The sequence below is a fragment of the Neisseria sp. P0001.S005 genome (assembly GCF_051963715.1).
On sequence record NZ_JBQCTZ010000035.1, the window covers coordinates 1 to 25810 of the forward strand.

Sequence of the window (25810 nt, forward strand, 5' to 3'; positions counted from 1 at the left end):
CTCCGTTGCCCGCCAAACCAGTTGTTCCAACAAAAGGCCGTCTGAAACTTAATTTGTCAAAGTTTCAGACGGCCTTTTATTATTCTATAAAAATAACAGAAGTTCATTCGCCATATCACTCATCTTTGCTACAATATCCCTTTTCTTTTTTATTGATTCCAATATGACAACCGCACCCCAACCCAGCACTTGGCGCAAGATTTTTTCGCGCAAAATGCTGATCTGCATTTTCACAGGCTTCACTTCGGGGTTGCCGCTTTATTTTCTATACAGCCTGATTCCAGCATGGCTGCGTAGCGAACACATTGATTTGAAAACCATTGGACTATTTGCATTGATTGGTTTCCCCTACACTTGGAAATTCATCTGGTCACCTCTTTTGGACACCGTACGCCTACCATTTTTAGGTTTACGGCGCAGTTGGATGCTGATTACCCAAATAGCACTCCTATTGCTTTTGGCTTCCTATGCATTTGTCCGACCACAAGAGCATTTATCCATCATCTTAGGCTTAGCTTGTGCTACAGCATTCTTCTCCGCCAGTCAAGATATTGTGATTGATGCATTCCGACGCGAAGTACTGTCAGATGAAGAATTGGTATTAGGCAACTCGCTGTATGTGAATGCCTACCGTATTTCTTCATTAATTCCGGCCTCATTAAGTCTGATTTTGGCCGACAGATTACCTTGGTCAACCGTCTTCATCATTACTTCCCTGTTTATGATCCCAGGTTTACTTGCGACCTTGTTCATAGCACGCGAGCCAGATCACTCAACTCTTGAAACCAAAGGCTTAAAAGAAACCGTTATCGAACCATTTCACGATTTCTTTACCCGCCAGAGTGTGAAGCAGGCTTTGACTATTTTGGCGTTCATCTTGCTGTATAAACTGGGCGACAGCATGGCAACTGCTTTGGCTCAGCCGTTTTATCTTGATATGGGCTTCTCTAAAACCGATATTGGTCTGATTGGAAAAAACGCAGGTTTATGGCCGGCTGTAATTTTTGGCGTTATCGGTGGCATTTGGATCACCAAACTTGGGGTTAATCGTGCTCTGTGGTTATTCGGTTTGATACAGTGGGTCACCATTTTAGGCTTTGCATGGCTGGCAAGCTTCGGACATTTTGACCATGTCGGTGCATCGGAACGAATCTTTTTAGCGTTTGTAATTGCGGCTGAAGCAATCGGCGTCGGCTTAGGCACAGCAGCGTTTGTCTCATATATGGCGCAACAAGCCAATACGGCATTTACGGCAACGCAATTAGCCCTTTTTACAAGCCTATCTGCCGTACCGCGTACATTCATGAATGCAACGGCAGGCTATCTGATTGAAGCGATGGGTTACTTCAATTTCTACTGGCTGTGTTTCGCTTTGGGCATACCGGGCATGTTGCTGCTGTTTAAAGTGGCACCGTGGAATGGTCAAAAAGTGAGTAACTAGATTGCCAGTCTAAAACTTCTAGCAAAACAAAAGGCCGTCTGAATATTCAGACGGCCTTTATCATACAAAAACTTTATTCGGCAGCAGGTTTGACAGTACTGCGGACATCGCCGCTTTTTTCTTTATGTTTCAAAACAGCGCGGTCGAGCTTGTCCATCAAAACATCAATTGCGGCGTACATATCCTGTTCAATCGCTTCAACGTGCAAATCTTTGCCTGCCAAATGCACATCGGCTTCGGCTTTTTGATTGACTTTTTCCACCGAGAGCGTAATGGTCACGGAGATGATGTTGTCAGCGTGGCGATTGATTCGTGCCAACTTGTCGGAAACGTAGTTTTTGATGGCTTCGGTAACATCAAAATTCAGACCGGTGATTTTCAGATTCATGATACAGCTCCTTCGGTTGATTAGTCCGTCAAAACGGATCGGAATATATCTACTCGGTAAATTTTCGTTTGTGTGCCGGTGGTATGTCTAATGATTCTCTATATTTAGCAACTGTACGTCTGGCGATTTCAATGCCGCGTTGTTTTAATAATTTGACGAGGGCCTCGTCCGAATAAGGTTTGCTGCTGTCTTCGCTTTCAATCAGCTGGCTCAAGACAGCTTTGATTGCGCCTTGGCTGAACCCTTCGCCGTCATCATCGGCATTGACTGCCTGTGTGAAGAAATAGCGTAACGCAAACAGGCCGCGCGGGCAAGACAAATATTTCTGGTTGGCAGCGCGCGAAATGGTGCTTTCCGCCAAACCCAATTCGGCGGCGGCATCTTTCATCAGCATGGGCGACAGGCCGATTTCTCCGAAGATGAAAAAATCTTCCTGATTTTTGACAATATACTCGGCAAGGCGGAGGACTGTGCTTTTGCGCAGTTCCAAAGAATCAATGCGCTGTTTGGCTTCACTGATTTTTTCCTTCCACTTCGGCGCGCCCTCTTCCGCCGATTTCATCAGGTCGCAATATTCCTGATTGAGCTGCAGCTTCGGCCAAGCCGCCTCGTTGCTGATGACTTCCCAGCCGTCCTTGCCCTCTTTGACCCAAACGTCAGGCTGAATATAAGGTGTAGGCGTGGCAGAGGCGAAACCGTAGGCCGGATAGGGATTGAGCTCGGCAATCATATCGAGCGCGGCTTCTATGGTTTCGCTGTCGGTATCGGGATAGAGTTTGCGGAAACGCAGAACGTTTTGTTTGCGGTTTTTGCCTAAATCTTGAAGCGAACTTTGCACCAAATGCGCGGCCATTTGTCGGGCAGGAGAAGCCGGCAAACGCATTAATTGCAGCATGAGCGACTCGGTCAAATCGGCAGCCGCTACGCCGGGCGGCTCAAAGGTTTGCAATACATCCAGCGCATTTTGCAGGGCTTCTTCGTCTAACATCCAATCCAACGGCGTGTGGTCGATGATTTCTTCGAGGCTGTCAGTGAGGTAGCCTTGTTCATCCAAAAAATCAATCAAAACGTGAACATAGGCCGCTTCCACTTGCGAGAGCGGATGCTCGCACACTTGGGCATGCAGATAGTGTTTGAAATCCTCTTCTTCGGCGATGTTACTCCAAATATCTTCGGCATCGTCGCCACTCAACTGCTGACCTGCGCGCGGCATGGTTACCGCACGGTTGAGCCCGCTATCGGCAAACTCATCGGTTTCCGGACGCTCAAGCAGAGGATTGTCTAATAACCAGTCTTCCACTTCGCGCTCAAGCTCAAGACCCGACATCTGCAAGATGCGCAAAGACTGCTGCAGCCGCTGGTTGAGCTGCTGGGTCTGTTTGAGTTTAAGGACGAGTGAAGACATAATGTTTGATAGTAAATGTGCTTTATGGATTTCAGACGGCCTGTATCTGACGGGCCGTCTGAAAGTATCAAATATATTGTTTATATATTGGATGATTATTTCAATATATTATTCTTTTATCAACCGATAAATGAATTATTCAACAGTAGAGATGGTTTCTAACGGTAAAGCAAACGTAATAGGCAGAACAAAAACCATGGCAACAGGCTTCCCGCGATAGGTAGCGGGTTGAAATTTTGTCTTCAAAACTGCTTTTCGTCCTGCCGCATCTAAACGCGGGGACCCACTACTCTTTTGTATCCATACAAATGCTTTGCCATCTATATTGATAAAGACATTTAATACCACAGTCCCTTCCTCGCCATTCTCTGTAGAAAGCTGTGGATAAGGTGGGGGAGCAACTTGGACAGGTTTCGTCTTTATCTCTTCTTTGAATCCATTTGGCACAGTATAAAAGAATCTGAATTTTTTAAGGCTTTCCAGTGTCTTACAATCCGTTTGTTGGGTTTTCTGATTATAAGTACACTCTTTATAAGGCTCGACTTGTTTTGGCAAACCTACTTCTTGAGCAAGTTTCAACAATTCCAGCGCATCCACTTCCCAATGGAGGCTTTTTCCCAGCTTACCTTCTTTATCCACGATAGCTGTCGCTGTTACGATACCGGTTATCGGCTTGCCATTTTTATCTATCACGCCTTGGCGCACACCCATATCCTGCCATGACTATTCGGGCATGGCATGCACAGTGGTAGCTGCCAAAACGGCAAAGGCAAACAAAAAAATTCGTTTCAACACAGATGCACCTTTTCAGACGGCCTAAACTCAATATTTGAAATTTTCACCCAAGTAAACCGAACGGACTTGTTCATTGTTGACCAAATCATCCGGCTTGCCTGAAGCCAATACCGTACCGTCGCTGATGATGTAGGCACGGTCGCAGATGCTGAGGGTTTCGCGCACGTTGTGGTCGGTAATCAATACGCCGATACCGCGTGATTTGAGGAACTCGATGATTTTCTGAATATCGATGACGGCAATCGGGTCAACGCCGGCAAAAGGTTCATCCAACAAAATGAAACGCGGCTGCATGGCCAGCACGCGTGCGATTTCAACACGGCGGCGTTCGCCACCCGACAAGGACGGCGCAGGGTTGTTGCGCAGGCGTTCAATGTTCAAATCGGCCAACAGTTTTTCAAGTTCAGCATCAATGCGGCTTTTGTCTTTCATGCTGATTTCCAAAATGGCGCGGATATTTTGTTCCACGGTCATTTTACGGAAAATCGAGGCTTCCTGCGGCAGATAGCCGACGCCGAGGCGGGCGCGTTCGTGAATGGGCAGGTGGCGCAACTCTTGGCCGTCCAACATCACGCTGCCTGCATCGGCGGCAATCAGGCCGACAATCATGTAAAAGCTGGTGGTCTTACCCGCGCCGTTGGGGCCGAGCAGGCCGATGACTTCGCCGCTTTCGATTTCAAGGGAGAAGCTTTTGACGACTTGGCGTTTTTTGAAACTTTTTTGCAGGTTTTGAACCACAAGACGGCTGTTGTTTGCGCTCATATTCTGTTGACTTTCGATATTGACCTCAGGCCGTCTGAACCTTTTTCAGACGGCCTTTTTGTGTATTTTCTTATTTGTTTTTCTGCGTGCTGGACGGCTGGATGACCACGCTGACGCGGCCGGATTTGGCGGCGGATTTCACACCGGATTTGGCGCTGCCGTTGATGGTGTAAACCTCAGTTTTGGTGTTGTAAGTGATGACTGCACCTTCGGCCACATCGCCGCCGCGCTGTACTTTGGCATTGCCGGACAATGTCACCAAATTAGCGGCGGAAGAATAAGTCACAGTATTGGCTTGGCCGTTGACCACGCCTTTGCCGCCGTCCAACTCTTGGCTGAATTTGACGGGCGAGCCTGTGGCTTTCATCAACTGCTCGCTTTTGTCGTTGCGCGAAACGGTTACGCTGCCGGCACGGATATTGAGCGTGCCTTGTTTGATGATGACGTTGCCGGAAAAGGTGGTGCTTTGGTTGTTTTGGTCAAGCGAGCCTTGGTCGGCTTCGATTTGAATCGGCTGCTTGCTGTCGCTTTGCAGGGCAAAGGCCGGGCTGGCGGCAAAAACGGCAACAAGGGCTAAGGTTTTACAAATTTTTTGTATCATAAATTGTGGCTTTCACTTTGGAAGGGAAATTCAGCAAACCGGTTTTGTGATCATAAGTCATGCCGTTTGCCTGACCGCTAGACTGTCCGTATTGGAAAGTAACGGGGCTGTCGGTATGGGCGTATTGCGCTTCGGTATCGACATTCAAACGTTCGGTTTTGACGATGCCGGCCAAACGCTTGGCATCTGCCGCTTTGTTTAAGACAACATTCTGTTCAAAAACGACTTTCTTGTTTTGAATATTGTACGCGGCCTTATCGCTGCCAACTTCGTACAACAGGCTGCCGTCGCGGTAAAACGAAAGATGCGGTTTGTCCAAATGCACATCTGCGCTATTCGGATATTGAACGGCATCGACCGCGCTCAGGTTTTCTTTCAGACGGCCTTCTTGGTCAAAACGTTTGCCGTTGATGCCTTTCATCGAATATTGCGGCTCATTCGGATTGAGGACGACTTCTTCGACTTGCACTTCGCTGATGCGGCCGAGCCACGCCGCCAATGCGCCGAGTGAAACGGCCAACACCAGCGGAAAGGCGATTCCGTAACGCCATCTGATTTTCATCGTACATACTCTTTCAAAGCAGGTTCAAGCGTACCTTGCGCCTGCATAATCAAATCGCACACTTCACGCACCGCACCTGCGCCGCCGGAACGTCGGGTTACATAATGGGCGTATTGCAAAGTAAACCAATGCGCTTCAGGGACAGCGACCGCCAATCCGCAACGCACCATCACGGGCAAATCGACGACATCGTCGCCGACAAAGGCGCACTCATGCTCCTCCACACCGGCCTGTTCGCGTAATTGAGCGTAGGCGGCTCGTTTGTCGTGAATGCCTTTGAAGTAATAGTTGATACCGAGCTGCTTCACGCGGATACCGACGGAAGGTGCATCTCGGCCGGTAATAATCGCAGTTTGCACGCCGCCGGCCTGAAGCATTTTCAAACCGTGTCCGTCCAAAGTGTGGAACGATTTGATTTCTTCGCCGTTGTCGCGGATAAAAATGCGGCCGTCGGTCAAAACGCCGTCTACATCTAATATCAGCAGTTTGATGCCTAAAGCGCGTTGTTGCAGGTCGGAAGAGAGGTTTTGCATAAGTTTTCCTTATTTCAGACGGCCTATTCTAGCATAAGGCCGTCTGAAAACGTTTTTGCCGTCGATTCAGACAATTCGTGCCATCAATAAATCGTGCATGTTCAGCGCGCCAATCAGCACGCCGTTTTCTTCGACCACCAGCAAACCGTTCACATGGCCACTTTGCATGGCTTTCAGAGCTTCGGTTGCAAGGCGGTCGGCGGAGATGGTTTTCGGAGAAGCGTGCATGATGTCGTCCACTTTCAAACCGGCAAAGCTGTCGCGTTCTTGAAACAGACGGCGCAAGTCGCCATCGGTAAATACGCCTTTCAGACGGCCTTCGGCATCGGTTACCGCCAACATGCCCAAGCCTTTTTCACTCATGCGGACAATGGCTTCTTTCAACGGCGTGCCCAACAAAACGGCAGGCAGGGCTTCTTCTTTGTGCATGATATCCGCCACGCGCAACAGCAGGCGTTTGCCCAAGCTGCCGGCAGGATGACTTAAAGCAAAATCATCCGGCGTAAACGCACGCGCCTGCAATAAAACCACGGCCAGCGCATCACCCAAAGCCATCACGGCGGTCGTACTGGAAGTCGGTGCAAGGCCGAGAGGACAGGCTTCTTTGGAAACCGCCGCGGTAATATGGATATCGGCATGACGCGCCATGGTCGAAGTCGGATGAGCAGTGATGCAGATGAGCGTGATGTTTTTGCGTTTCAACGCCGGAATAATCGCTGCAATTTCATCGCTTTCACCGGAATTTGAAATGGCAACCACGACATCGTGGTCCACAATCATGCCCAAATCGCCGTGTGCCGCTTCAGCAGGATGGACGAAAAACGCAGGCGTGCCTGTCGAAGCCATGGTTGCCGCCATTTTACGGCCGATATGTCCGGACTTACCCATACCGGTAATGACGACCCTGCCCTTGCAGTGCAACAACGCTTCCGCCGCACGGACAAAATCATGGTCCAAAGCCGCCGCAATTTCACGTAAACCTTCGGCTTCCGTATCCAATACATCGCGCGCCCAGTCGAGATAAAGTGTGTTTTCCGCCATCAAAGCCACCTTTCGTGCTTGAATTTAGGTTTGTTTTGCCCAAATTAATCGGCTGTAAACTGTTCAAATTCATCGAATCGGCGTAGCATTACCGCCACTTCACAAACAAACCTATTATGTAAAAGGAATCAGAGATGACTATTTTATCGGACGTTAAAGCATTAGGACAACAAATCTGGTTGGACAATCTCTCCCGTTCGCTGGTACAAAGCGGCGAATTGGCAGAAATGCTGAAGCAAGGTGTGTGTGGCGTAACTTCCAATCCTGCCATTTTTCAAAAAGCCTTTGCCGGAGACGCCCTGTACGCCGATGAAGTAGCCGCACTCAAACAGCAAGACCTAACCCCGAAACAACGCTACGAAACCATGGCGGTTGCCGATGTGCAAGCCGCCTGCGACGTGTGTCTTTCCGAACACGAATCCACCGGCGGTAAAACCGGCTTCGTCAGCCTCGAAGTTTCGCCTGAATTGTCCAAAGACGCGCAAGGTACGGTTGAAGAAGCGCGCCGCCTGCATGCCGCTATCGGCCGTAAAAATGCCATGATTAAAGTACCGGCAACCGACGAAGGCATCGAAGCACTCGAAACCCTTGTTTCAGACGGCATCAGCGTCAACCTGACCCTGCTTTTCTCCCGCACCCAAACCCTCAAAGCCTATGCGGCCTACGCGCGCGGCATTGCCAAACGCTTGGAAGCAGGACACGACGTTTCCCATATCCAAGTTGTCGCCAGTTTCTTTATTTCCCGTGTCGATGCCGCATTGGACGCCACCCTGCCCGACCACCTCAAAGGCAAAATCGCCATTGCGCTGGCCAAAGCCGCCTATCAAGATTGGGCGCAATACTTCGGCAGCAGCGAATTTGCCGCACTTGCCGAAAAAGGTGCCAACCGCGTACAACTTTTGTGGGCATCTACCGGCGTGAAAAACCCTGCCTATCCTGACACTTTGTACGTTGACAGCCTGATTGGCACCCATACCGTCAACACCGTTCCCGATGCCACACTCAAAGCCTTTATCGACCACGGTACCGCCAAAGCCACTTTGATCGAAGGTGTGGACGAAGCCCAAGCGCAGCTTGCCGAAACCGCGAAACTCGGCATTGATGTCGAAACTTTGGCAACTCGTTTACAGGAAGACGGTTTGAAACAATTTGAAGACGCTTTCGCCAAACTGCTTGCTCCCTTGGCTTAAGCGGATTGAACGGACGGCAGAGAAACTTAAATCATTTTAAAAAGTCTCAGGCCGTCTGAAACCCAAATTCGGGCGTGTACGGCACGCCCTTTTCTATCACGATTTGAATACCGTGCAGGCATACTGCCCCTGCCCTACAAAACCACCCTGCCATGTATATAGGACGTTTCGCCCCCAGCCCTACCGGCCTGCTTCATATCGGCTCCCTACTGACCGCCGTCGCCTCCTATGCCGACGCACGCGCTCATCAGGGCAAATGGCTGGTCCGCATTGAAGACCTTGACCCCCCGCGCGAAATGCCCGGTGCTGCTGCCGACATTTTACGCACGCTCGAAGCTTTCGGTTTTGAGTGGGATGGCGAAGTCGCCTATCAAAGCCGCCGTTACGACCTGTATCAAGACACCCTCGACCGCCTCAAAGCAGCCGGACTGGTGTATCCTTGCTATTGCAGCCGCAAAGACTGGCAGGCGGCGGCAACACATGGCGCAGACGGATTTGTATATAACGGCCGTTGCCGCAATCCTCAGCAAAGACCCGACACGCAAAACAAAACTCCGGCATGGCGCATTCAAGTTCCTGATCGCATGATCGGTTTTTCAGACGGCATTGTCGGACATTACGCACAAAATCTGGCACACGATATCGGCGATTTTGTCCTGCTTCGTGCCGACGGCTATTGGGCATATCAGCTTGCCGTGGTTGCCGACGATGCCGATCAAGGCATAACGCATATTGTCCGCGGTCAGGACTTGCTCGTTTCCACGCCACGCCAAATCTATCTGCAACAATGCCTCGGCGTGCCCACACCGGCCTACGCCCACCTTCCCCTATTGACCAACAACCAAGGGCAAAAATGGTCGAAACAAACCCTTGCCCCGGCTTTGGATTTGAATCAAAAAGAACAACTTCTCCACCAAGTCCTAACCTACCTCAACCTACCCGATGCACCTACCATGAACCGTCCGCAAGAATTGCTCGATTGGGCGGTGACGCACTGGCAAATGGACAAAATCCCAAAATTGTCCATTATCACGGACTGAATTAGCACGATTGCAACAAAATTACTCTAGGTATTACAATATTTCATAAAATTATGTAAGTAATCTTCCGATTCATCCCAAACCATGCCCAAGAAGCGAAAAATCATGTATATTTCAAAAATTTCCTAAAATTGTCACAAACTGATAATTTCAAGGTTGTAACAACATACGGCTGACGCGTTATTGAGGATGACAAAACGCGGCAGATCTCCCACGATACAACAAAAAGAATACCGCTATGCCAAGTGCCATTATTGTAGAAGACGAAGTATTAGCAGCAGAACGCTTACGTGTATTATTGGAAGAGTGCAATGTCGTACTGCTCAACGTCTTTCACCATGCCATGCCAGCATTGGAGTGGCTGAGCGTCCACGAAGTCGACATCGTCTTTGCCGACATCGGCATGCCGGAAATCGACGGTCTCGAATTTGTCGAACGCATTAAGCGTACCGCCAAACGCCAGCCGGAAATTGTATTTACCACAGCCTACGAAGAACACGCCCTGCGCGCGTTTGAGCTGGCTGCCGCAGACTATCTGCTCAAACCAATCAAAATGACCCGCCTGCAAACCGCACTTGACCGCATCATCGAAAAAAACCGCGAAAAAGCAGACAGTTTCACCCATTTCAAAGTGTACAACCGCGAACGCATGGTTGAAATCCCATGGCAACAGGCGCGTTACCTGATGGCGGAACACAAAACCGTCTATCTGTTTACCGGCGACGGCCACAGCTACGAATTACCGAAAACATTGGTTTACTGGGAAGAATTGCTGGGCGATAAAGTCATCCGCATCCACCGCAATGCCCTCGTCTTCCGCCACACCCTCGACAGCCTGATTCGACTGGACGATGACGAAAACGACGAATACGCATCCACATGGGGCGCTAAAATTCTCGATATTCCGACCCCACTGCCCGTCAGCCGCCGACAACTGTCCACCCTGCGGAAAATCATTAAAAACAGCATCTAACAATGCGTTCCTTGGCTCATACCCCTTAAATCAAAGGCCGTCTGAAAATATCTTTTCAGACGGCCTTTTAACTTCTCAGCCCAATAACAGAAAGCAGAAAAAGAAATGGCCAGAGCTTGCCGTTTGGCTCTATCCAAGCTTTCAATTTGATCAAACCTTGTTTTGTCCACAAACAAGATTTTCCATTTTTTAATCCAGCATCTCTCAATTATGACTACTCAACAGAAAAGGCCGTCTGAAAAATTCAGACAGCCTCGATGCTTAAGCCTTACCGATTAAAAGAACAATTCACGCCAGCTGATGCGTTTGAGTCCGCATGTACGGCCTTCTACTTTCAGGCTGACCAGTTGGTTAGACAAGAGACTGCGATCACCTTTGGTTGCGAAACATTTATTGTTTGGCACGCTCGGCGTAGCGTTCAACTCCTTATCCGTACCCGTGCCACCGCTATCGCCATCGGCAGTTACCGGAGAATCGTCGACTTTGCTGGAATTCAGATAAGTAAAATTGATAACACCATCAAAAGTCATACCGTTGGCGTAATAAATCTGACCATTATTTTCACGTTTGATAAATTTGCGATCCTTATCCTTACTGGAGATACGCGCATCACGCAAACCCAAACGTCCGCCGTTTTCGGCATTTACGCCCAGAATAATCGTTTTCGCTGTCGTTTGTGTGGACGTGCTGTCCGGCAAACAAACATCGGTACTGGAAGAATCAGTATGAATTGTTTTGCTTTCATACTTACGAATGGTCAGAATAGCTGTACGCAAAATCATCGTCGGTTTGACAGTCACACGTTCATTCGGATCTAAAGTCAGACTCCAGCCTTTTTTACCTTCACCAACCTTATTGTCGCTGACGTAAATGTGTTCGTCTTTATTTTCTCTGGTTTGCTGTTCCAACTCACTGCTGTTTGCCAAAACCGCTTTTTTGGATTCATCAGTAGACACATCGTCGTAAATACCGTAAACGGCATTGATTTGGCCATTGGTATTGGTCAATTCATTCTGATAAATCTCGCTACCCGTACCAAAAATGACGACATACTTATCTTTACTGCGGCGTGATACCGCAGGCGCAGACGTAATCGGTTGATTACCCGATCCTTGGAAAATCATTTGCGCAGACCATTTGGACGGAGTTTCACCACTCAAGTCAAAGCGGAACATATTACCGTAACGGTCGCCGGCATAAGCAATATCGACAATACCGTCAAAATCGGTGTCTACCAAAGTGGGGGTAGAGAGGCCGCCTTTGCCATTCGGCGCAGGAATTTTAGCCAAGAGCTTGCCGACACTGGAAACATTTTTACCAGTATCTTGCGTACCAGCTTCTTTACCCGTCATATCATAGATATACAAAGCCGTTTCATTGTCGGCACTGTTCACATCTTCAGTACGATAGCCGCTGGCCAAGAAACCCGCATAGCGCACATCAGATTTCAGATTGACCGGAGTGGTATCGCGTTTGATGGAAACACGGCCGATTTGTGTCGAACCAATGGTATAACCCAGCGTATTGCCAGAGCCTTTTTTTGTTTCAAACAAAGGCACAGTCGTATTCCAACCACTACGATCACTGTTAGCTACCGCACCAATATTCAACGCATACGCACCGCGTCCACCCTGCCCCATCGCACCAAACATAAAGGTTTGCTTATCAGGCGTTTGACGGAGAACAAAGCCACCATTGACCATATAGCGGTGTGGCGTGCCGGAGCCGTAACCATCGCGTGCAATATCTTTCAGAACTTTGCCCAAAGTTGTTGCTTGACCTTTCTCGTCCTCACGCTCCATACCTGCCGGAATATAGCTGAGTTTCAAGTCATAAGGATTGCTAGACGTACCATTACGGAAAATATGTACCATGCCGTCATTGGCAGCGGCGACCAAAAACTCTTGACGGTTGTCGCGCTTATCCCCAATAGCTGCAACCGAACCATCTAAAATATCGCCCAAATTACGTTCATCTTTACTTGCATCATTAGGGTCAGTCGGACGGATACGATAAGACTGGCTATAATCTTTTGCTCCTGCATCCGCTTTAATGGCTTCATCACTACCTGCTCGGCCAGTCCATTTCAGCAATGCATTTTTCCATTCCAACTTATCTTTCGCACTGCCGTCTGAAATGCCAAAATCGGCATTTGCAGCCTCATTATCTGCAACCCTATCGATGAAATAGGTCTTACTGCCGTCATTAACCAAAGTGAGGCGGTTATTAAATGATGGCTGGTCAAACTTTGTCGTATTGATAGGCGTACCATCGCGGTTTAATTTATAAAACCGCAACTGACTGCTCCAAGAGCCGGTATTCAGATGAACCGTTGCCGCCATATCGGGAATACCTGTACTGGTCGTTGCTGGTGCAGTTGAAGAAGCGCCTTCAAATTTCGTATTTTTGCTGTCATTTTCAATATTGTCGACAATGGTTTTAAAGGCTTTAAGCAAATCTTCTTTTTTCGCAGCATCAAAATACCAGTCTGGACGACTCGCACCATTTTTCAGATACTCTCGCCCAACTTCAGAGACCCCCTCACCAAAACCCACGGTAAAAGTCTGAACCAATTGCTTGCTGTAATCTACGCCTTTGGGATCGCTTGGATCACCATCCCAGCTCTTACCCGCAGCATCTAAACCGTCTTTTGCTGTTTTAATGTCTTTTTCTGCCAAAGTCTGGCTAAAGAAACGCATACCGCGTTTTTCATCCTTATAGTTCCTATCCCAATAAGGAACAATAATTTCGCCTGCAGCTACCCACATATACCTACCATAATTAGGATCATACTCATGCTTATATTTACTAGATTGACATAGCAATTTCTTTTCATTCTCAGGCAAGCCAAAATCATTATCATATTGATAAGGTAGAAAATCAAAGTATCCTTTGATACGACCTCCACCATCAAAGAATTTACCTTTCCCATAGCTATCATCATTAGCCTTCACTTCAGACGGCCCAAAATATTGGTATGCAGACGTACCCGCACTACGTTCAATATCGCGGTAATAGTTTGAATAGTAATAATCCCTATCGTAGTTGAAGTTAGTATTACGAGATAAGCGAGGATCTTCACCTGGAATCTGGTTACTACAACTCATATTGGCATCACCATCCGACATCACAATCACATAAGACTTCTGACAACGGTATTTGATGTTGGGCATCACAAAGTTTTTGACTACTTCATAGTAGCGGCGCGTGATTGGCGTAGCATGACCAGGGTCGATACCATCTACTCTCCTTTGAACGTCCTGCCAATTATCAGTAAAGCCCATCCTATCCGGAGTATCGGTATGACCATTGTTATGCAGGGTTTGCAAACCCCACTGGAATTGTTGTTTTTCGCCATACTTTTGCAATACTGACTTTAGAGCCTCCTTAGTAATCGTTATTCTTTTATCAGCCCATACAGATGTTTCCTTACCTTGCACATTCCATTGCATACTGCCCGAGTCATCAATCAAAAACATAATATTGTGTTTGACTTTGGGTTGGCCGCTGACGTCGGTTTTGTTTTGCAGGTAAAAAGGAGTTTGGGCAAATTGCTGCGTATTTGCCTGAACAGAAATGCTGATGAGCGCCAAAGCGGAAGCGACGCTTGCATGAATGAGGCGATGACGGCCTGAAGGAGCGTTTTGCATAATGTGTTCTTTTTTCATCGGATAATCTCAGCTAAAAATGACGTTGTTTTTATTTTTTATAAGGTTACGATTCTAGCATAAACAGCCTGTTTCATGTTTGATTCGGCTGAATTTCCCTAAGTGCGTATTTCAAGCACAACAAAAATGAAACAATCCGCCTGCTCAGTTTTCAGACGGCCTGACCGAATATTTAGTTCCAACCTTATTCATCAAGCATTCCAAAAGCAAGGGACTGTACCGTAAAGATAAAACGTTTTTAAATTATCGATTATTTGCTCTACGCTTGAAATTCCTATTACTTTGACTTAAAATACACTGCTTCTACGGCATAGACCGCTATGTCTGAAAAAGCACGTTACACAGCAAAATCAAAGCTGCGGAGCGTGTTTTTTTTTAGCCGAGATTTCCGAAGGCTGTCTTTTTTGTAAACAATTTTTATTTTTCAGACGGCCTGACCATTTTTTTCGAACCGACCATCATCAGGCAAACAGGATTTCATATGACCACTCCGGCTCTTCTCGTTCTCGCTGACGGCAGCGTATTTCACGGCACATCAATCGGTTACGAAGGTTCGACTTCCGGCGAAGTCGTGTTCAACACTTCCATGACCGGCTATCAGGAAATCCTGACCGACCCTTCCTACTGCAAACAAATCGTTACCCTCACCTACCCACACATCGGTAACACCGGCACCAACGCCGAAGACGAAGAAAGTCGCAGCGTTTACGCCGCCGGTTTGATTATCCGCGACCTACCGCTCTTGCACAGCAACTTCCGTGCATCCGAAAGCCTGCACGACTATTTGGTACGCAACAAAACCGTCGCTATCGCCGATATTGATACCCGCCGCCTGACCACCCTGTTGCGTGAAAAAGGTTCACAAGGCGGTGCAATCTTGACCGGTGCAGATGCCACCGTTGAAAAAGCACAAGAACTGATTGCCGCATTCGGCAGCATGGTCGGCAAAGATTTAGCAAAGGAAGTTTCCTGCACGGAAACTTACGAATGGACCGAAGGCGAATGGGAATTGGGCAAAGGTTTCGTTACACCTTCCGAACAGCCTTACCACGTCGTCGCCTACGATTTCGGCGTTAAAACCAACATCCTGCGCATGCTTGCCTCACGCGGCTGCCGCCTGACTGTCGTTCCCGCACAAACCAGCGCGGAAGACGTCTTGGCACTCAATCCTGACGGCGTTTTCCTGTCCAACGGCCCCGGCGACCCCGAGCCTTGCGACTACGCCATCAAAGCCGTACAAAAACTGATGGAAAGCGGCAAACCGATTTTCGGCATTTGTTTGGGACACCAGCTGATCAGCCTCGCCATCGGCGCAAAAACCCTGAAAATGCGCTTCAGCCATCACGGTGCCAACCATCCGGTACAAGATTTGGACAGCTGCAAAGTCGTCATCACCAGCCAAAACCACGGTTTCGCCGTCGATGCAGACACCCTGCCCGCCAACGCACGCATTACCCACAAATCCTTGTTTGACAACACCTTGCAAGGTATCGAACTGACAGACAAACCCGTGTTCTGCTTCCAAGGCCACCCCGAAGCCAGCCCGGGTCCGCAAGATGTCGGTTATCTGTTCGACAAATTCATTGACAATATCAAAGCAGCAAAACAATAAAGCTGATTTTTTCAGACGGCCACACTCAACTCAACAACAGGCCGTCTGAAAACCAAACTTCAAAAATATAAATTCAGACACCTTCTCAACATCTATACTGTCTGAAAACTCAGCCCTCAAATCAGAAAGGAAAAACCATGACAGAAAAGCAAATGCGCATTCTTTCCGTCGTAGCCACCCTGACCGCCGTCGGTATGTACGTTTCCTACATCCCACAAATCCAAAACAACCTTGCCGGCAACCCCGGCTCGCCGCTGCAACCCCTCGTCGCCGCCATCAACTGCACATTATGGGTTGCCTACGGCTTTTTAAAAGAAAAACGCGACTACCCCGTCATGCTGGCAAACGCCCCCGGTATCATTTTGGGCTTGATTACGTTTGTCACTAGTTTTTAAGGAAGTTTTTAGACGGCCTGTGCAACATAAAAACGCAAAAGGTTGTCTGAAAAAAGATTGTCTTGCCGCAACATTTAATTCAATCAGCAAACCCTCCCCCTCCCGTAGGAGAGGGCAACAGGCCGCAAGGCTTACACAAACAGCAATCCGACAACAAAAATGAACCCGCCCGAAAAACTATTGACCGCCGACAACCCCGCCCTGCGCCAACGCGCCAAAGCCATGCGTCAACAAATGAGCGAGGCGGAAGCAAAATTGTGGCAGCACCTGAGGGCAGGCCGTCTGAACGGCTATAAATTCCGCCGCCAACAGCCGATGGGAAATTATATTGTTGATTTTATGTGCGTAACGCACAAGCTGATTGTCGAAGCAGACGGCGGGCAACATACAGAACAAGCCGCATACGACCACGCGCGGACGGCATATCTCAACAGCTTGGGCTTTACCGTGCTGCGTTTTTGGAACCACGAAATTTTGCAGCAGACAAACGATGTACTGGCAGAAATCCTGCGCGTGTTGCAAGAATTGGAAAAGCAGCCTGCACGGTAGCAGATGACTGATTTTGATTGTATTTTGAAAATAATAGGATACAGATTGCCTGAATTGGGCGTTTAAAAGGCCGTCTGAAAAGCAAAAAAAGCAGACTGCACACTCGTTTTCCTTGCGGAATTCTTAACCCCAACAGCCACCCCGTCCTCTCTCCCCGTGGGAGAGAGCTAGAGAGAGGGCAACAAGCCGCAAGGCTTGTATTTTGGGCGGTTAGGGTGTTGGGAAAGATTGCTGCAATTGGGAGAATACCCTCTCCCCAGCCCTCCCCCACGAGGGGAGGGAGAAGGTTGCAGCAGATTTTGCGGTTTCAGGCAGTTTAAAAAGCAGATTGGGTTTCCAGCCGTTGATTGCAGGCCGTCTGAAAAGCAAAAAGCAACCTGCACAACCTGTTTCCTTGCAGAACCCTTAACCCGAACAGTCGCCTAGTCCTCTCTCCCGTGGGAGAGAGTTAGAGAGAGGGCAACAAGCCGCAAGGCTTGTATTTGGGCGGTAGTGTGTTGGGAAAGGTTGCCGCAATTCGGAGAATGTCCTCTCCCACGGGAGAGGGAGCAGGTTGCAGCAGATTCAGGCGTTACAGGTCGTCTGAAAAAGAATGCCCGAAATATCAACGGCAGGAATTTTTCAGGTAGCCTTTATCGCAAGGTAGATGGAACAAACGCCGCAAGCGTTTTTTCAGACGGCCTTTGAACCCATCGGCAGGGTGTGTGCCGCAAGGCACGCACGCGGTGGGTTGGAGTTGCAGGGAAAATGGAGAACGCGTGCGTGCGTACCGCACACGCCCTACATGCAGGCTACAGCTTGCTAAGTTTTGGGTTACAGGAGATTTGAAAACGAGGCATGCCTCAGGTAGGTTTAGCGGATGATTTGGCGATTTTGTGCTGAGTCATGAAGCTACAGTTTATCATATATTACTTAGAGGCTAAAATTTATGAAATTTATTAAATTAAAATACTACAATTGTTTTAAAAAAGGAAAAGTACTACTATTTCTTGATTCCGCATCAATAGTAATTGTTCTATTTGGATTATTTTGCTTTATTATGCTTTTCCTATATCCCATGCTTACTGGGAAATATCTTACGCCTGATACATTTATTGGAGGAGCTGCTGTCAAAATAATGGGCGGAATGGCATTCTTGTTAATTACCGAAATGTTTGGCTCTTATATAGGAGAAGATTACAAAAAACTAAAAGAAATAAAAACAAGCAACAACATAAATCTTATTGAGAAAATCAAAAAATATATAAAATTAATTTCACGGTTATTTATTTTAATTCATACAATACTTTTTTATTTAATTATATCAGGTTTTATTTTAATATTTTTTATTGCAAATTGGATACCAACTCTAAATAAAATATTATCTTTGGAAGATATTCCAACAATTCAACTGATTAAAAACATAGTACCTGAAATTATTCCAATAATGGGTTATTTAGGTGTATTTGGTTATTTCACTTTTCATTTTACTGCTTACTATGCTGTTTTAAATGAAAACGACTCCACAAAAACTTTGGCAGCTAAATTTAATCATTGGTTATTACGCATCAAACATTTATTTTATAAATCATCCAGCTAGGAAGAACCATGCCCAAACGTACCGACCTAAAATCTATCCTTATCATCGGCGCCGGCCCTATCGTTATCGGTCAGGCCTGCGAATTTGACTATTCGGGCGCACAGGCCTGCAAAGCCTTGCGTGAAGAAGGCTATAAAGTCATTTTGGTAAACTCCAACCCTGCCACGATCATGACCGACCCTGAAATGGCGGATGTTACCTACATCGAGCCGATTATGTGGCAGACGGTGGAAAAAATTATCGCCAAGGAGCGACCTGATGCGATTCTGCCTACTATGGGCGGCCAGACTGCGCTGAACTGTGCGCTGGATTTGGCGCGCAACGGCGTGTTGGCGAAATACAATGTCGAATTAATCGGTGCGACCGAAGATGCTATCGATAAGGCAGAAGACCGAGGCCGCTTTAAAGAAGCGATGGAAAAAATCGGCTTGTCTTGTCCGAAATCTTTTGTCTGCCACACCATGAACGAAGCTTTGGCAGCGCAGGAACAGGTCGGCTTCCCGACGCTGATTCGTCCGTCTTTCACGATGGGCGGCTCGGGCGGCGGCATTGCCTACAACAAAGACGAGTTCTTAGCAATTTGCGAACGCGGTTTTGATGCTTCGCCTACGCATGAGTTGCTGATTGAGCAATCCGTTCTCGGCTGGAAAGAGTACGAGATGGAGGTTGTACGTGATAAAAACGACAACTGTATCATTATCTGCTCGATTGAAAACTTCGACCCGATGGGCGTGCATACGGGCGACTCCATCACTGTTGCGCCTGCACAAACATTGACCGACAAAGAATACCAAATCATGCGTAATGCTTCGTTGGCAGTATTGCGCGAAATCGGCGTGGACACGGGCGGCTCGAACGTGCAGTTTGCGGTGAACCCTGAAAACGGCGAGATGATTGTCATTGAGATGAACCCACGCGTAAGCCGTTCTTCTGCGTTGGCATCTAAAGCAACGGGCTTCCCGATTGCCAAAGTAGCGGCCAAACTGGCTGTCGGCTTTACGCTGGACGAGTTGCGCAACGACATTACCGGCGGCCGCACTCCTGCGTCGTTCGAGCCTTCCATCGACTATGTCGTGACCAAAATCCCGCGTTTTGCGTTTGAAAAATTCCCTGCCGCAGACGACCGCCTGACCACGCAGATGAAATCTGTGGGCGAAGTAATGGCAATGGGCCGCACCATTCAAGAAAGCTTCCAAAAAGCCTTGCGCGGTTTGGAAACCGGCTTGTGCGGCTTCAACCCTCGCAGCGAAGACAAAGCGGAAATCCGCCGCGAACTGGCCAACCCGGGCCCTGAGCGTATGCTGTTTGTAGCCGATGCGTTCCGCGCAGGCTTCACGTTGGAAGAAATCCACGAAATCTGCGCCATCGATCCTTGGTTCTTGGCGCAAATCGAAGACTTGGTGAAAGAAGAAAAATCGGTTTCAGACGGCCAGTTGCAAGATTTGGATTACGCCGCTTTACGCCGTCTGAAACGCAAAGGCTTCTCCGACAAATGCATCGCGCAGCTTTTGGGCGTAAAAGAAAAAGAAGTGCGCGAACACCGCTATGCGCTGAACCTGCATCCGGTTTACAAACGCGTCGACACCTGTGCCGCCGAGTTTGCCACCGAAACCGCCTACCTCTACTCCACTTACGAAGAAGAATGCGAATCCCGACCTTCCGACCGTAAAAAAGTGATGATCCTCGGCGGCGGTCCAAACCGTATCGGCCAAGGTATTGAATTTGACTACTGCTGCGTTCATGCCGCGCTCGCCCTGCGCGAATCGGGCTTTGAAACGATTATGGTCAACTGCAACCCCGAAACCGTGTCCACCGACTTCGACACCAGCGACCGCCTCTATTTCGAGCCGCTGACATTGGAAGACGTGTTGGAAATCGTCCGCACCGAAAACCCGTGGGGCGTGATTGTGCATTACGGCGGTCAAACCCCACTCAAACTCGCCAACGCATTGGTTGAAAACGGTGTGAACATCATCGGCACATCTGCCGACAGCATCGACGCCGCCGAAGACCGCGAACGCTTCCAAAAAGTATTGAACGACTTAGGCCTGCGTCAACCGCCCAACCGCATCGCCCACAACGAAGAAGAAGCCCTTGTTAAAGCCGAAGAAATCGGTTATCCGTTGGTTGTCCGTCCTTCTTACGTACTCGGCGGCCGCGCCATGCAGATTGTTCACTCTGCCGAAGAGTTGCAAAAATACATGCGCGAAGCCGTACAAGTTTCCGAAGACAGCCCTGTATTGCTCGACTTCTTCTTGAACAACGCCATCGAAGTGGACGTAGACTGCGTTTCAGACGGCCAAGACGTCGTGATCGGCGGCATCATGCAACACGTCGAACAAGCAGGTATCCACTCCGGCGACTCCGGCTGTTCATTGCCTCCATACTCTTTAGACGAAGAAATTCAAGACGAAATCCGCCGTCAAACCAAAGCCATGGCATACGCACTGGGTGTGGTCGGCTTGATGAACGTACAGTTTGCCGTACAAGACGGTGTAGTCTTCGTACTGGAAGTAAACCCACGCGCCAGCCGTACCGTACCGTTCGTATCCAAAGCCACCGGCGTACCGCTCGCCAAAGTCGGCGCGCGCGTGATGGCAGGCATTTCGCTGAAAGAGCAAGGCGTAGAAAAAGAAGTCATCCCGGACTTCTACGCTGTTAAAGAAGCTGTGTTCCCATTCATCAAATTCCCGGGGGTGGACACCATTCTCGGCCCTGAAATGCGCTCTACCGGCGAAGTCATGGGCGTAGGCGCAAGCTTCGGCGAAGCCTACTTCAAAGCCCAACTCGGTGCAGGCGAACGCTTGAGCACAACAGGCAAAGTGTTCCTCGCAGTACGCGACGAAGACAAACCGCTCATCGTCAAAACCGCACAAAACTTCCAAGCACTCGGCTACGGTGTCTGCGCCACTCGCGGTACCGCCGAATACTTGAAAGAACACGGCATCATCGTGCAAGCGGTCAACAAAGTGCAGGAAGGCCGCCCACACATCGTGGACGCAATTAAAAATGGCGAAATCGCACTGGTGGTCAACACCGTCGGCAGCACAGTACAATCTGTTACCGACAGCCACAGCATCCGCCGCACCTCCCTCACCCAACGCGTACCGCAATACACCACCATCGCCGGCGGAGAAGCCATGAGCGAAGGCGCAAAAAGCCGCGAGCACTTGGGCGTGTACAGCGTACAGGAATTGCATGGTCGTCTGAAAAACAAAGCCTAATCAATCCTATCGGATTTAAATAGCTAAAAGGCCGTCTGAAACCTGATTACTCAGTTTCAGACGGCCTTTTCATATTTCAAATTCCAACCGTCTATCCATCAAAACAACCTTTTCTGCCATCTCCAAACAAGCAATAGCAACATGAAATATAATTTCGTTATTGATTGGATTCATACGACAAAATTGTTGTTTTTTCATCATAATCCAAAAATATCGAGTTTAACGCCTATTCTCCTTGCTTTATAATGGCCGTCTGAAATAAAAATACAATTAAAGCAGAAGCATGTCTTTGCAACTTAAGCAGATTTGCATAATTAAATATATGCTTTAATCATAATAATGATAAAATAATACGGCTTTCCTCTAAATTAAAGGGAAAACTGCACAAGAAACGGAAAATAAAATGAGTGTCGGATTATTGCGTGTTTTGGTTCAAAGCCAGACCATCTCAAATCAACAAGCGGAACATTACAACAGCCTTTTACAATCGGGCAAAGAAATCCTGCCCAACCTATTTTCAGACGGCATCATCTCCCCTAAAGCTTTGGGAGAGTTAGTCGCGCGCGTATTCAGCTATCCTCTTTTGGATTTGCACTACTACCCGCGCAATAATGTAGTCAGCGACATTCTGACGGAAGAGCAAATGGTGCAAAATCGTTGCATTCCGATTTTCAAACGCGGACGCAAGGTTTATTTCGCCGTATCCGATCCGACCCAAATCCAAAACTTTCAAAAAATCGCTTTTGCTTCAGGTTTAAGTGTCGACTTGGTCGTAGTTCCCGACGACCAGCTCAGCTCATTGCTGGAATGGCTAGGCCAACGTTCGACCACCATTCTGAAAGAAATCAACGACGAACATGAAGCAACCCAGCAATCGCAATCGCTTTATATCGACAATGAAGAAGCTGAAGACGGCCCTATCCCCCGTTTCATCCACAAAACCTTATCCGATGCCCTGAACGCGGGCGCATCGGACATCCACTTTGAATTCTACGAACAAATGGCGCGCGTCCGTTTCCGTGTGGACGGACAATTGCGCGAAGTCGTACAGCCACCTGTCGCCGTGCGCGGCCAGTTGGCATCGCGCATCAAAGTGATGGCGCGTTTGGATATTTCCGAAAAACGTATTCCGCAAGACGGCAGAATTCAAATTGCCTTCCATAAACACGGCCGTCCGATTGACTTCCGTGTCAGCACGTTGCCGACATTGTTTGGCGAAAAAGTGGTAATGCGTATCCTAAATTCCGATGGTACATCGCTCAATATCGACCAGCTCGGTTTAGAGCCTTTCCAAAAAGAAATGCTGCTTGAGGCCATCAACCGCCCTTACGGCATGGTATTGGTTACCGGTCCGACAGGTTCGGGCAAAACCGTTTCGCTCTATACCTGCCTGAGCATTTTGAACACGGAAGATGTGAACATTTCAACGGCAGAAGATCCGGCCGAGATTAACCTGCCGGGCGTCAACCAAGTCAACGTCAATGAAAAACAAGGCCTGACGTTTGCTGCCGCACTCCGATCCTTCTTACGTCAAGATCCTGATATTATTATGGTCGGTGAGATTCGTGACTTGGAAACCGCCGACATCGCCATTAAAGCCGCCCAAACCGGTCACATGGTTTTCTCTACCCTGCATACCAATAATGCACCGGCCACGCTGTCCCGCCTTTTGAACATGGGTGTCGCGCCTTTCAACATCGCCAGCTCGGTCAGCCTGATTATGGCGCAAAGGCTGTTGCGCAGACTGTGTCCAAACTGCAAACGCGAAGTGGAGCGCCCGCCGGTTCCGGCATTGAAAAAAGCCGGCTTTACCGATGCAGACTTGGCTCAAGATTGGAAACTCTACCGCCCGGTTGGTTGCGACAGCTGCCGCGGCAAAGGCTTTAAAGGCCGCGTCGGTATTTATGAAGTCATGCCGGTCAGCGATGAAATGCAAAAAGTCATTATGAACAACGGTACAGAAGTTGATATCATGAACATGGCCTATCAGGAAGGCATGGTAGACTTGCGTCGCGCCGGCCTCATGAAAGTCATGCAAGGCCTGACCTCGTTGGAAGAAGTGACTGCTCATACCAATGACTAAACTGCCATATTTTCGAAAATTAAAATAAAGCGGCACGGGGAAACAGTCCGCTTTATTTCTTACTAACAAGGGATAACTCATGGCTCAAGCAGAGCAAAAAAGAAGTCTGTTCGGCTCAAGAAGCAAAGGCAAGCGTTTTACATTTGAAGGAAAAAATACCGAGACCGAACGTCTTGTCCGTGGTGAAGTAGTTGCCAAAGACGAAGAAGAAGCACGCAAAAAACTCCAACGCAGAGGCATTCGTCCTTTGCGTATCAGTAAGGTCAAAACCGCACGCAAACGCCGTATTACCCAAGAAGACATTACAGTGTTCACCCGCCAACTGGCAACAATGATGAAGGCAGGCTTACCGCTGATGCAGGCTTTTGAAATCGTTGCTCGCGGCCACTCCAATCCGAGTATGACCGAAATGCTGATGCAGGTTCGCTCCGATGTCGAACAAGGTAGCGCATTGGGTAAATCTTTCTCCAAATATCCAAAATATTTCGACCGTTTCTATTGCAATCTGGTCAGCGCAGGCGAGTCCGGCGGCGTACTGGAAAGTCTATTGGACAAACTGGCTGTTTATAAAGAAAAAACCCAAGCCATTAAGAAAAAGGTTAAAACCGCACTGACCTATCCGATTGCCATTATCGTGGTGGCGATCGCGCTTATCTTCATCATGATGATGTTTGTACTGCCTGCCTTTAAAGAAGTTTATGCCAATATGGGTGCAGAGCTGCCACGTCTCACCCAACTTGTCATGAACTTGTCCGATTTATTCGTCGATTATGGCTGGATTATGATCATCCTTTTGATTGTTTCCGCCTTCGGCCTGTACAAACTCCATGAAAAATCGCCTACCTTCCAAAAACGAATCGATGCTTTGATTTTGAGATTGCCTGTTTTTGGCACTATTGTCCGAAAAGCGACCATCGCCCGTTGGGCGCGTACAACCTCTACCCTCTTCGCAGCCGGCGTTCCTTTAGTGGAAGTATTAGATTCAGTTGCAGGCGCATCCGGCAATATTCTCTATGAAGAAGCCACTCAAGACATCCGCGCCAAGGTAACCCAAGGCCTGTCGCTGACATCCAGTATGCAAAGTACAGATATGTTCCCCAATATGGTGATCCAAATGGCAGCCATCGGCGAAGAGTCAGGCTCTTTGGACGATATGCTGAACAAAGCAGCCGAATTCTACGAAGATGAAGTAGACAACTCCGTCTCCCGCTTATCTGCCTTGATGGAGCCTATCATCATGGTGATATTGGGTTCGCTCATCGGTATCTTGCTGATTGCCATGTATCTGCCGCTGTTTAACTTGGGTAATGTCGTAGGTTGATATGCTTGATAGTATTTACTCTGCCATCGACGCCCTCTCCGTTCTTGCGCCATTCGCTATTCCTTTAGCCGTTATTTTGGGATTACTGATTGGCAGCTTTCTGAACGTTGTCATTTATCGCACGCCGATAATGATGGAACGCGAATGGACACAATTTTCTAAAGAGCATTTGGGCATCGAGCTGACAGACGAAGAAAAACAGCCATTTAATCTGCGCAAACCGAATTCACGCTGCCCAAAATGCAAAAGCCCAGTTAAACTTTGGCAAAACATCCCCATCCTCAGCTATATTTTACTGGGTGGGAAATGCCACTCCTGCAAAACCGCGATCGGCATACGCTATCCGCTGATTGAGCTGCTAACAGGCATCTTATTCGGTATTGTCGCGTGGCAATACGGCTGGTCATGGGCGACTATTGGCGGATTCATTTTGACTGCCATACTGATTGCGCTGGCCTTTATCGATGCCGATACACAATATTTACCCGACAGCCTGACTCAGCCCCTAATTTGGATCGGCCTGCTGTTTAATCTGAATGACACATTCGTTCCCCTGCATTCAGCCGTTTGGGGCGCAATCGCAGGCTATATGAGCCTTTATACTTTATGCGCCGTCTATAAACTTCTGACCGGTAAAATCGGCATGGG

22 protein-coding genes are annotated in these 25810 nt (G+C 48.3%); 12 read left to right on the forward strand and 10 right to left on the reverse strand.

Annotated features, from left to right (window positions below; translation table 11 throughout):
- The first annotated feature begins 163 nt into the window (after positions 1-163).
- A complete protein-coding gene (locus ACTHSP_RS06760; RefSeq protein WP_231900189.1) occupies positions 164-1441 on the forward strand; it encodes an AmpG family muropeptide MFS transporter in 1278 nt (425 codons plus the stop codon).
- 73 nt (positions 1442-1514) lie between these two features.
- Here ACTHSP_RS06760 and hpf read toward each other — a convergent pair whose 3' ends face one another.
- The 8 genes from hpf to ACTHSP_RS06800 all read right to left on the reverse strand — a co-directional run bounded on the left by hpf (position 1515) and on the right by ACTHSP_RS06800 (position 7528).
- A complete protein-coding gene (gene hpf, locus ACTHSP_RS06765; RefSeq protein WP_049335299.1) occupies positions 1515-1829 on the reverse strand; it encodes a ribosome hibernation-promoting factor, HPF/YfiA family in 315 nt (104 codons plus the stop codon).
- Positions 1830-1878: 49 nt separating this feature from the next.
- Positions 1879-3234 (reverse strand): RNA polymerase factor sigma-54, encoded by a 1356-nt coding sequence (gene rpoN, locus ACTHSP_RS06770; RefSeq protein ID WP_440345859.1) that lies wholly within the window; start codon positions 3232-3234, stop codon positions 1879-1881.
- 135 nt (positions 3235-3369) lie between these two features.
- Positions 3370-3945 (reverse strand): energy transducer TonB, encoded by a 576-nt coding sequence (locus tag ACTHSP_RS06775; RefSeq protein WP_314511315.1) that lies wholly within the window; start codon positions 3943-3945, stop codon positions 3370-3372.
- A 111-nt stretch (positions 3946-4056) separates the two neighbouring features.
- The gene (gene lptB, locus ACTHSP_RS06780) at positions 4057-4791 is read right to left on the reverse strand and encodes an LPS export ABC transporter ATP-binding protein (protein ID WP_003679854.1); all 735 of its coding nucleotides are present in this window, start codon (positions 4789-4791) and stop codon (positions 4057-4059) included.
- 70 nt (positions 4792-4861) lie between these two features.
- Positions 4862-5392 (reverse strand): lipopolysaccharide transport periplasmic protein LptA, encoded by a 531-nt coding sequence (gene lptA, locus ACTHSP_RS06785; protein ID WP_003748337.1) that lies wholly within the window; start codon positions 5390-5392, stop codon positions 4862-4864.
- Complete coding sequence (lptC, locus tag ACTHSP_RS06790; protein WP_004518853.1) at positions 5373-5954, reverse strand: LPS export ABC transporter periplasmic protein LptC; 582 nt, start codon at positions 5952-5954, stop codon at positions 5373-5375. Before lptC ends, lptA begins: the two co-directional genes overlap by 20 nt.
- Complete coding sequence (locus ACTHSP_RS06795; protein ID WP_063069321.1) at positions 5951-6487, reverse strand: KdsC family phosphatase; 537 nt, start codon at positions 6485-6487, stop codon at positions 5951-5953. The genes lptC and ACTHSP_RS06795 overlap by 4 nt, the downstream gene beginning before the upstream one ends.
- 66 nt (positions 6488-6553) lie before the next feature.
- The gene (locus tag ACTHSP_RS06800; RefSeq protein ID WP_107723725.1) at positions 6554-7528 is read right to left on the reverse strand and encodes a KpsF/GutQ family sugar-phosphate isomerase; all 975 of its coding nucleotides are present in this window, start codon (positions 7526-7528) and stop codon (positions 6554-6556) included.
- A 134-nt stretch (positions 7529-7662) separates the two neighbouring features.
- Between ACTHSP_RS06800 and tal the strand changes: the two genes are divergently transcribed.
- From tal to ACTHSP_RS06815, 3 genes are all read left to right on the forward strand, one after another.
- Complete coding sequence (tal, locus tag ACTHSP_RS06805; RefSeq protein ID WP_440345860.1) at positions 7663-8718, forward strand: transaldolase; 1056 nt, start codon at positions 7663-7665, stop codon at positions 8716-8718.
- Positions 8719-8870: 152 nt separating this feature from the next.
- Positions 8871-9758, forward strand: a complete 888-nt coding sequence (gene gluQRS / locus ACTHSP_RS06810; RefSeq protein WP_440345861.1) for a tRNA glutamyl-Q(34) synthetase GluQRS — start codon at positions 8871-8873, stop codon at positions 9756-9758.
- Between the two features lie 238 nt (positions 9759-9996).
- Positions 9997-10731, forward strand: a complete 735-nt coding sequence (locus tag ACTHSP_RS06815) for a LytR/AlgR family response regulator transcription factor (RefSeq protein ID WP_003686784.1) — start codon at positions 9997-9999, stop codon at positions 10729-10731.
- A 275-nt stretch (positions 10732-11006) separates the two neighbouring features.
- Here ACTHSP_RS06815 and pilC read toward each other — a convergent pair whose 3' ends face one another.
- Entirely contained in the window at positions 11007-14399 is a 3393-nt protein-coding gene (pilC, locus tag ACTHSP_RS06820; protein ID WP_314511309.1) for a PilC family type IV pilus tip adhesin, read from the reverse strand.
- 481 nt (positions 14400-14880) lie between these two features.
- On the opposite strand from pilC, the gene carA reads away from it, so the two are divergent.
- The 3 genes from carA to ACTHSP_RS06835 all read left to right on the forward strand — a co-directional run bounded on the left by carA (position 14881) and on the right by ACTHSP_RS06835 (position 16955).
- Positions 14881-16011 carry a glutamine-hydrolyzing carbamoyl-phosphate synthase small subunit gene (carA, locus tag ACTHSP_RS06825; protein WP_440345862.1) on the forward strand — a complete coding sequence of 377 codons (1131 nt, stop codon included), beginning with the start codon at positions 14881-14883 and terminating at the stop codon, positions 16009-16011.
- A 137-nt stretch (positions 16012-16148) separates the two neighbouring features.
- Positions 16149-16406 (forward strand): SemiSWEET family transporter, encoded by a 258-nt coding sequence (locus ACTHSP_RS06830; RefSeq protein ID WP_049331825.1) that lies wholly within the window; start codon positions 16149-16151, stop codon positions 16404-16406.
- A gap of 159 nt (positions 16407-16565) precedes the next feature.
- Entirely contained in the window at positions 16566-16955 is a 390-nt protein-coding gene (locus ACTHSP_RS06835) for an endonuclease domain-containing protein (RefSeq protein ID WP_314511305.1), read from the forward strand.
- A gap of 604 nt (positions 16956-17559) precedes the next feature.
- Here ACTHSP_RS06835 and ACTHSP_RS06840 read toward each other — a convergent pair.
- Positions 17560-17730: a hypothetical protein gene (locus ACTHSP_RS06840; protein ID WP_314511376.1), complete on the reverse strand. Its 171-nt coding sequence runs from the start codon at positions 17728-17730 to the stop codon at positions 17560-17562.
- A 153-nt stretch (positions 17731-17883) separates the two neighbouring features.
- Here ACTHSP_RS06840 and ACTHSP_RS06845 point away from each other — a divergent pair, with 153 nt between their 5' ends.
- From ACTHSP_RS06845 to ACTHSP_RS06865, 5 genes are all read left to right on the forward strand, one after another.
- Entirely contained in the window at positions 17884-18534 is a 651-nt protein-coding gene (locus tag ACTHSP_RS06845) for a hypothetical protein (protein ID WP_070585150.1), read from the forward strand.
- Positions 18535-18542: 8 nt separating this feature from the next.
- The gene (carB, locus tag ACTHSP_RS06850) at positions 18543-21758 is read left to right on the forward strand and encodes a carbamoyl-phosphate synthase large subunit (RefSeq protein ID WP_314511299.1); all 3216 of its coding nucleotides are present in this window, start codon (positions 18543-18545) and stop codon (positions 21756-21758) included.
- Positions 21759-22161: 403 nt separating this feature from the next.
- A complete protein-coding gene (pilB, locus tag ACTHSP_RS06855) occupies positions 22162-23841 on the forward strand; it encodes a type IV-A pilus assembly ATPase PilB (protein WP_107810558.1) in 1680 nt (559 codons plus the stop codon).
- Between the two features lie 79 nt (positions 23842-23920).
- A complete protein-coding gene (locus ACTHSP_RS06860; protein ID WP_314511297.1) occupies positions 23921-25162 on the forward strand; it encodes a type II secretion system F family protein in 1242 nt (413 codons plus the stop codon).
- Position 25163: 1 nt separating this feature from the next.
- Positions 25164-25810: prepilin peptidase (locus ACTHSP_RS06865; RefSeq protein ID WP_440345863.1), on the forward strand; the 647-nt coding region annotated here is incomplete at its 3' end.

Excerpts from the sequence above, each read along its gene's own strand:
- tal (WP_440345860.1), top strand. The coding sequence starts at position 7,663 with ATGACTATTTTATCGGACGTTAAAGCATTAGGACAACAAATCTGGTTG.
- pilB (WP_107810558.1), top strand. The coding sequence starts at position 22,162 with ATGAGTGTCGGATTATTGCGTGTTTTGGTTCAAAGCCAGACCATCTCA.
- ACTHSP_RS06835 (WP_314511305.1), top strand. The coding sequence starts at position 16,566 with ATGAACCCGCCCGAAAAACTATTGACCGCCGACAACCCCGCCCTGCGC.
- ACTHSP_RS06775 (WP_314511315.1), bottom strand. The coding sequence starts at position 3,945 with ATGGGTGTGCGCCAAGGCGTGATAGATAAAAATGGCAAGCCGATAACC.
- gluQRS (WP_440345861.1), top strand. The coding sequence starts at position 8,871 with ATGTATATAGGACGTTTCGCCCCCAGCCCTACCGGCCTGCTTCATATC.
- lptA (WP_003748337.1), bottom strand. The coding sequence starts at position 5,392 with ATGATACAAAAAATTTGTAAAACCTTAGCCCTTGTTGCCGTTTTTGCC.
- pilC (WP_314511309.1), bottom strand. The coding sequence starts at position 14,399 with ATGAAAAAAGAACACATTATGCAAAACGCTCCTTCAGGCCGTCATCGC.
- ACTHSP_RS06860 (WP_314511297.1), top strand. The coding sequence starts at position 23,921 with ATGGCTCAAGCAGAGCAAAAAAGAAGTCTGTTCGGCTCAAGAAGCAAA.
- carA (WP_440345862.1), top strand. The coding sequence starts at position 14,881 with ATGACCACTCCGGCTCTTCTCGTTCTCGCTGACGGCAGCGTATTTCAC.
- ACTHSP_RS06760 (WP_231900189.1), top strand. The coding sequence starts at position 164 with ATGACAACCGCACCCCAACCCAGCACTTGGCGCAAGATTTTTTCGCGC.
- ACTHSP_RS06845 (WP_070585150.1), top strand. The coding sequence starts at position 17,884 with ATGAAATTTATTAAATTAAAATACTACAATTGTTTTAAAAAAGGAAAA.
- rpoN (WP_440345859.1), bottom strand. The coding sequence starts at position 3,234 with ATGTCTTCACTCGTCCTTAAACTCAAACAGACCCAGCAGCTCAACCAG.
- ACTHSP_RS06800 (WP_107723725.1), bottom strand. The coding sequence starts at position 7,528 with ATGGCGGAAAACACACTTTATCTCGACTGGGCGCGCGATGTATTGGAT.
- ACTHSP_RS06815 (WP_003686784.1), top strand. The coding sequence starts at position 9,997 with ATGCCAAGTGCCATTATTGTAGAAGACGAAGTATTAGCAGCAGAACGC.
- lptC (WP_004518853.1), bottom strand. The coding sequence starts at position 5,954 with ATGAAAATCAGATGGCGTTACGGAATCGCCTTTCCGCTGGTGTTGGCC.
- lptB (WP_003679854.1), bottom strand. The coding sequence starts at position 4,791 with ATGAGCGCAAACAACAGCCGTCTTGTGGTTCAAAACCTGCAAAAAAGT.
- ACTHSP_RS06795 (WP_063069321.1), bottom strand. The coding sequence starts at position 6,487 with ATGCAAAACCTCTCTTCCGACCTGCAACAACGCGCTTTAGGCATCAAA.
- carB (WP_314511299.1), top strand. The coding sequence starts at position 18,543 with ATGCCCAAACGTACCGACCTAAAATCTATCCTTATCATCGGCGCCGGC.
- ACTHSP_RS06830 (WP_049331825.1), top strand. The coding sequence starts at position 16,149 with ATGACAGAAAAGCAAATGCGCATTCTTTCCGTCGTAGCCACCCTGACC.
- hpf (WP_049335299.1), bottom strand. The coding sequence starts at position 1,829 with ATGAATCTGAAAATCACCGGTCTGAATTTTGATGTTACCGAAGCCATC.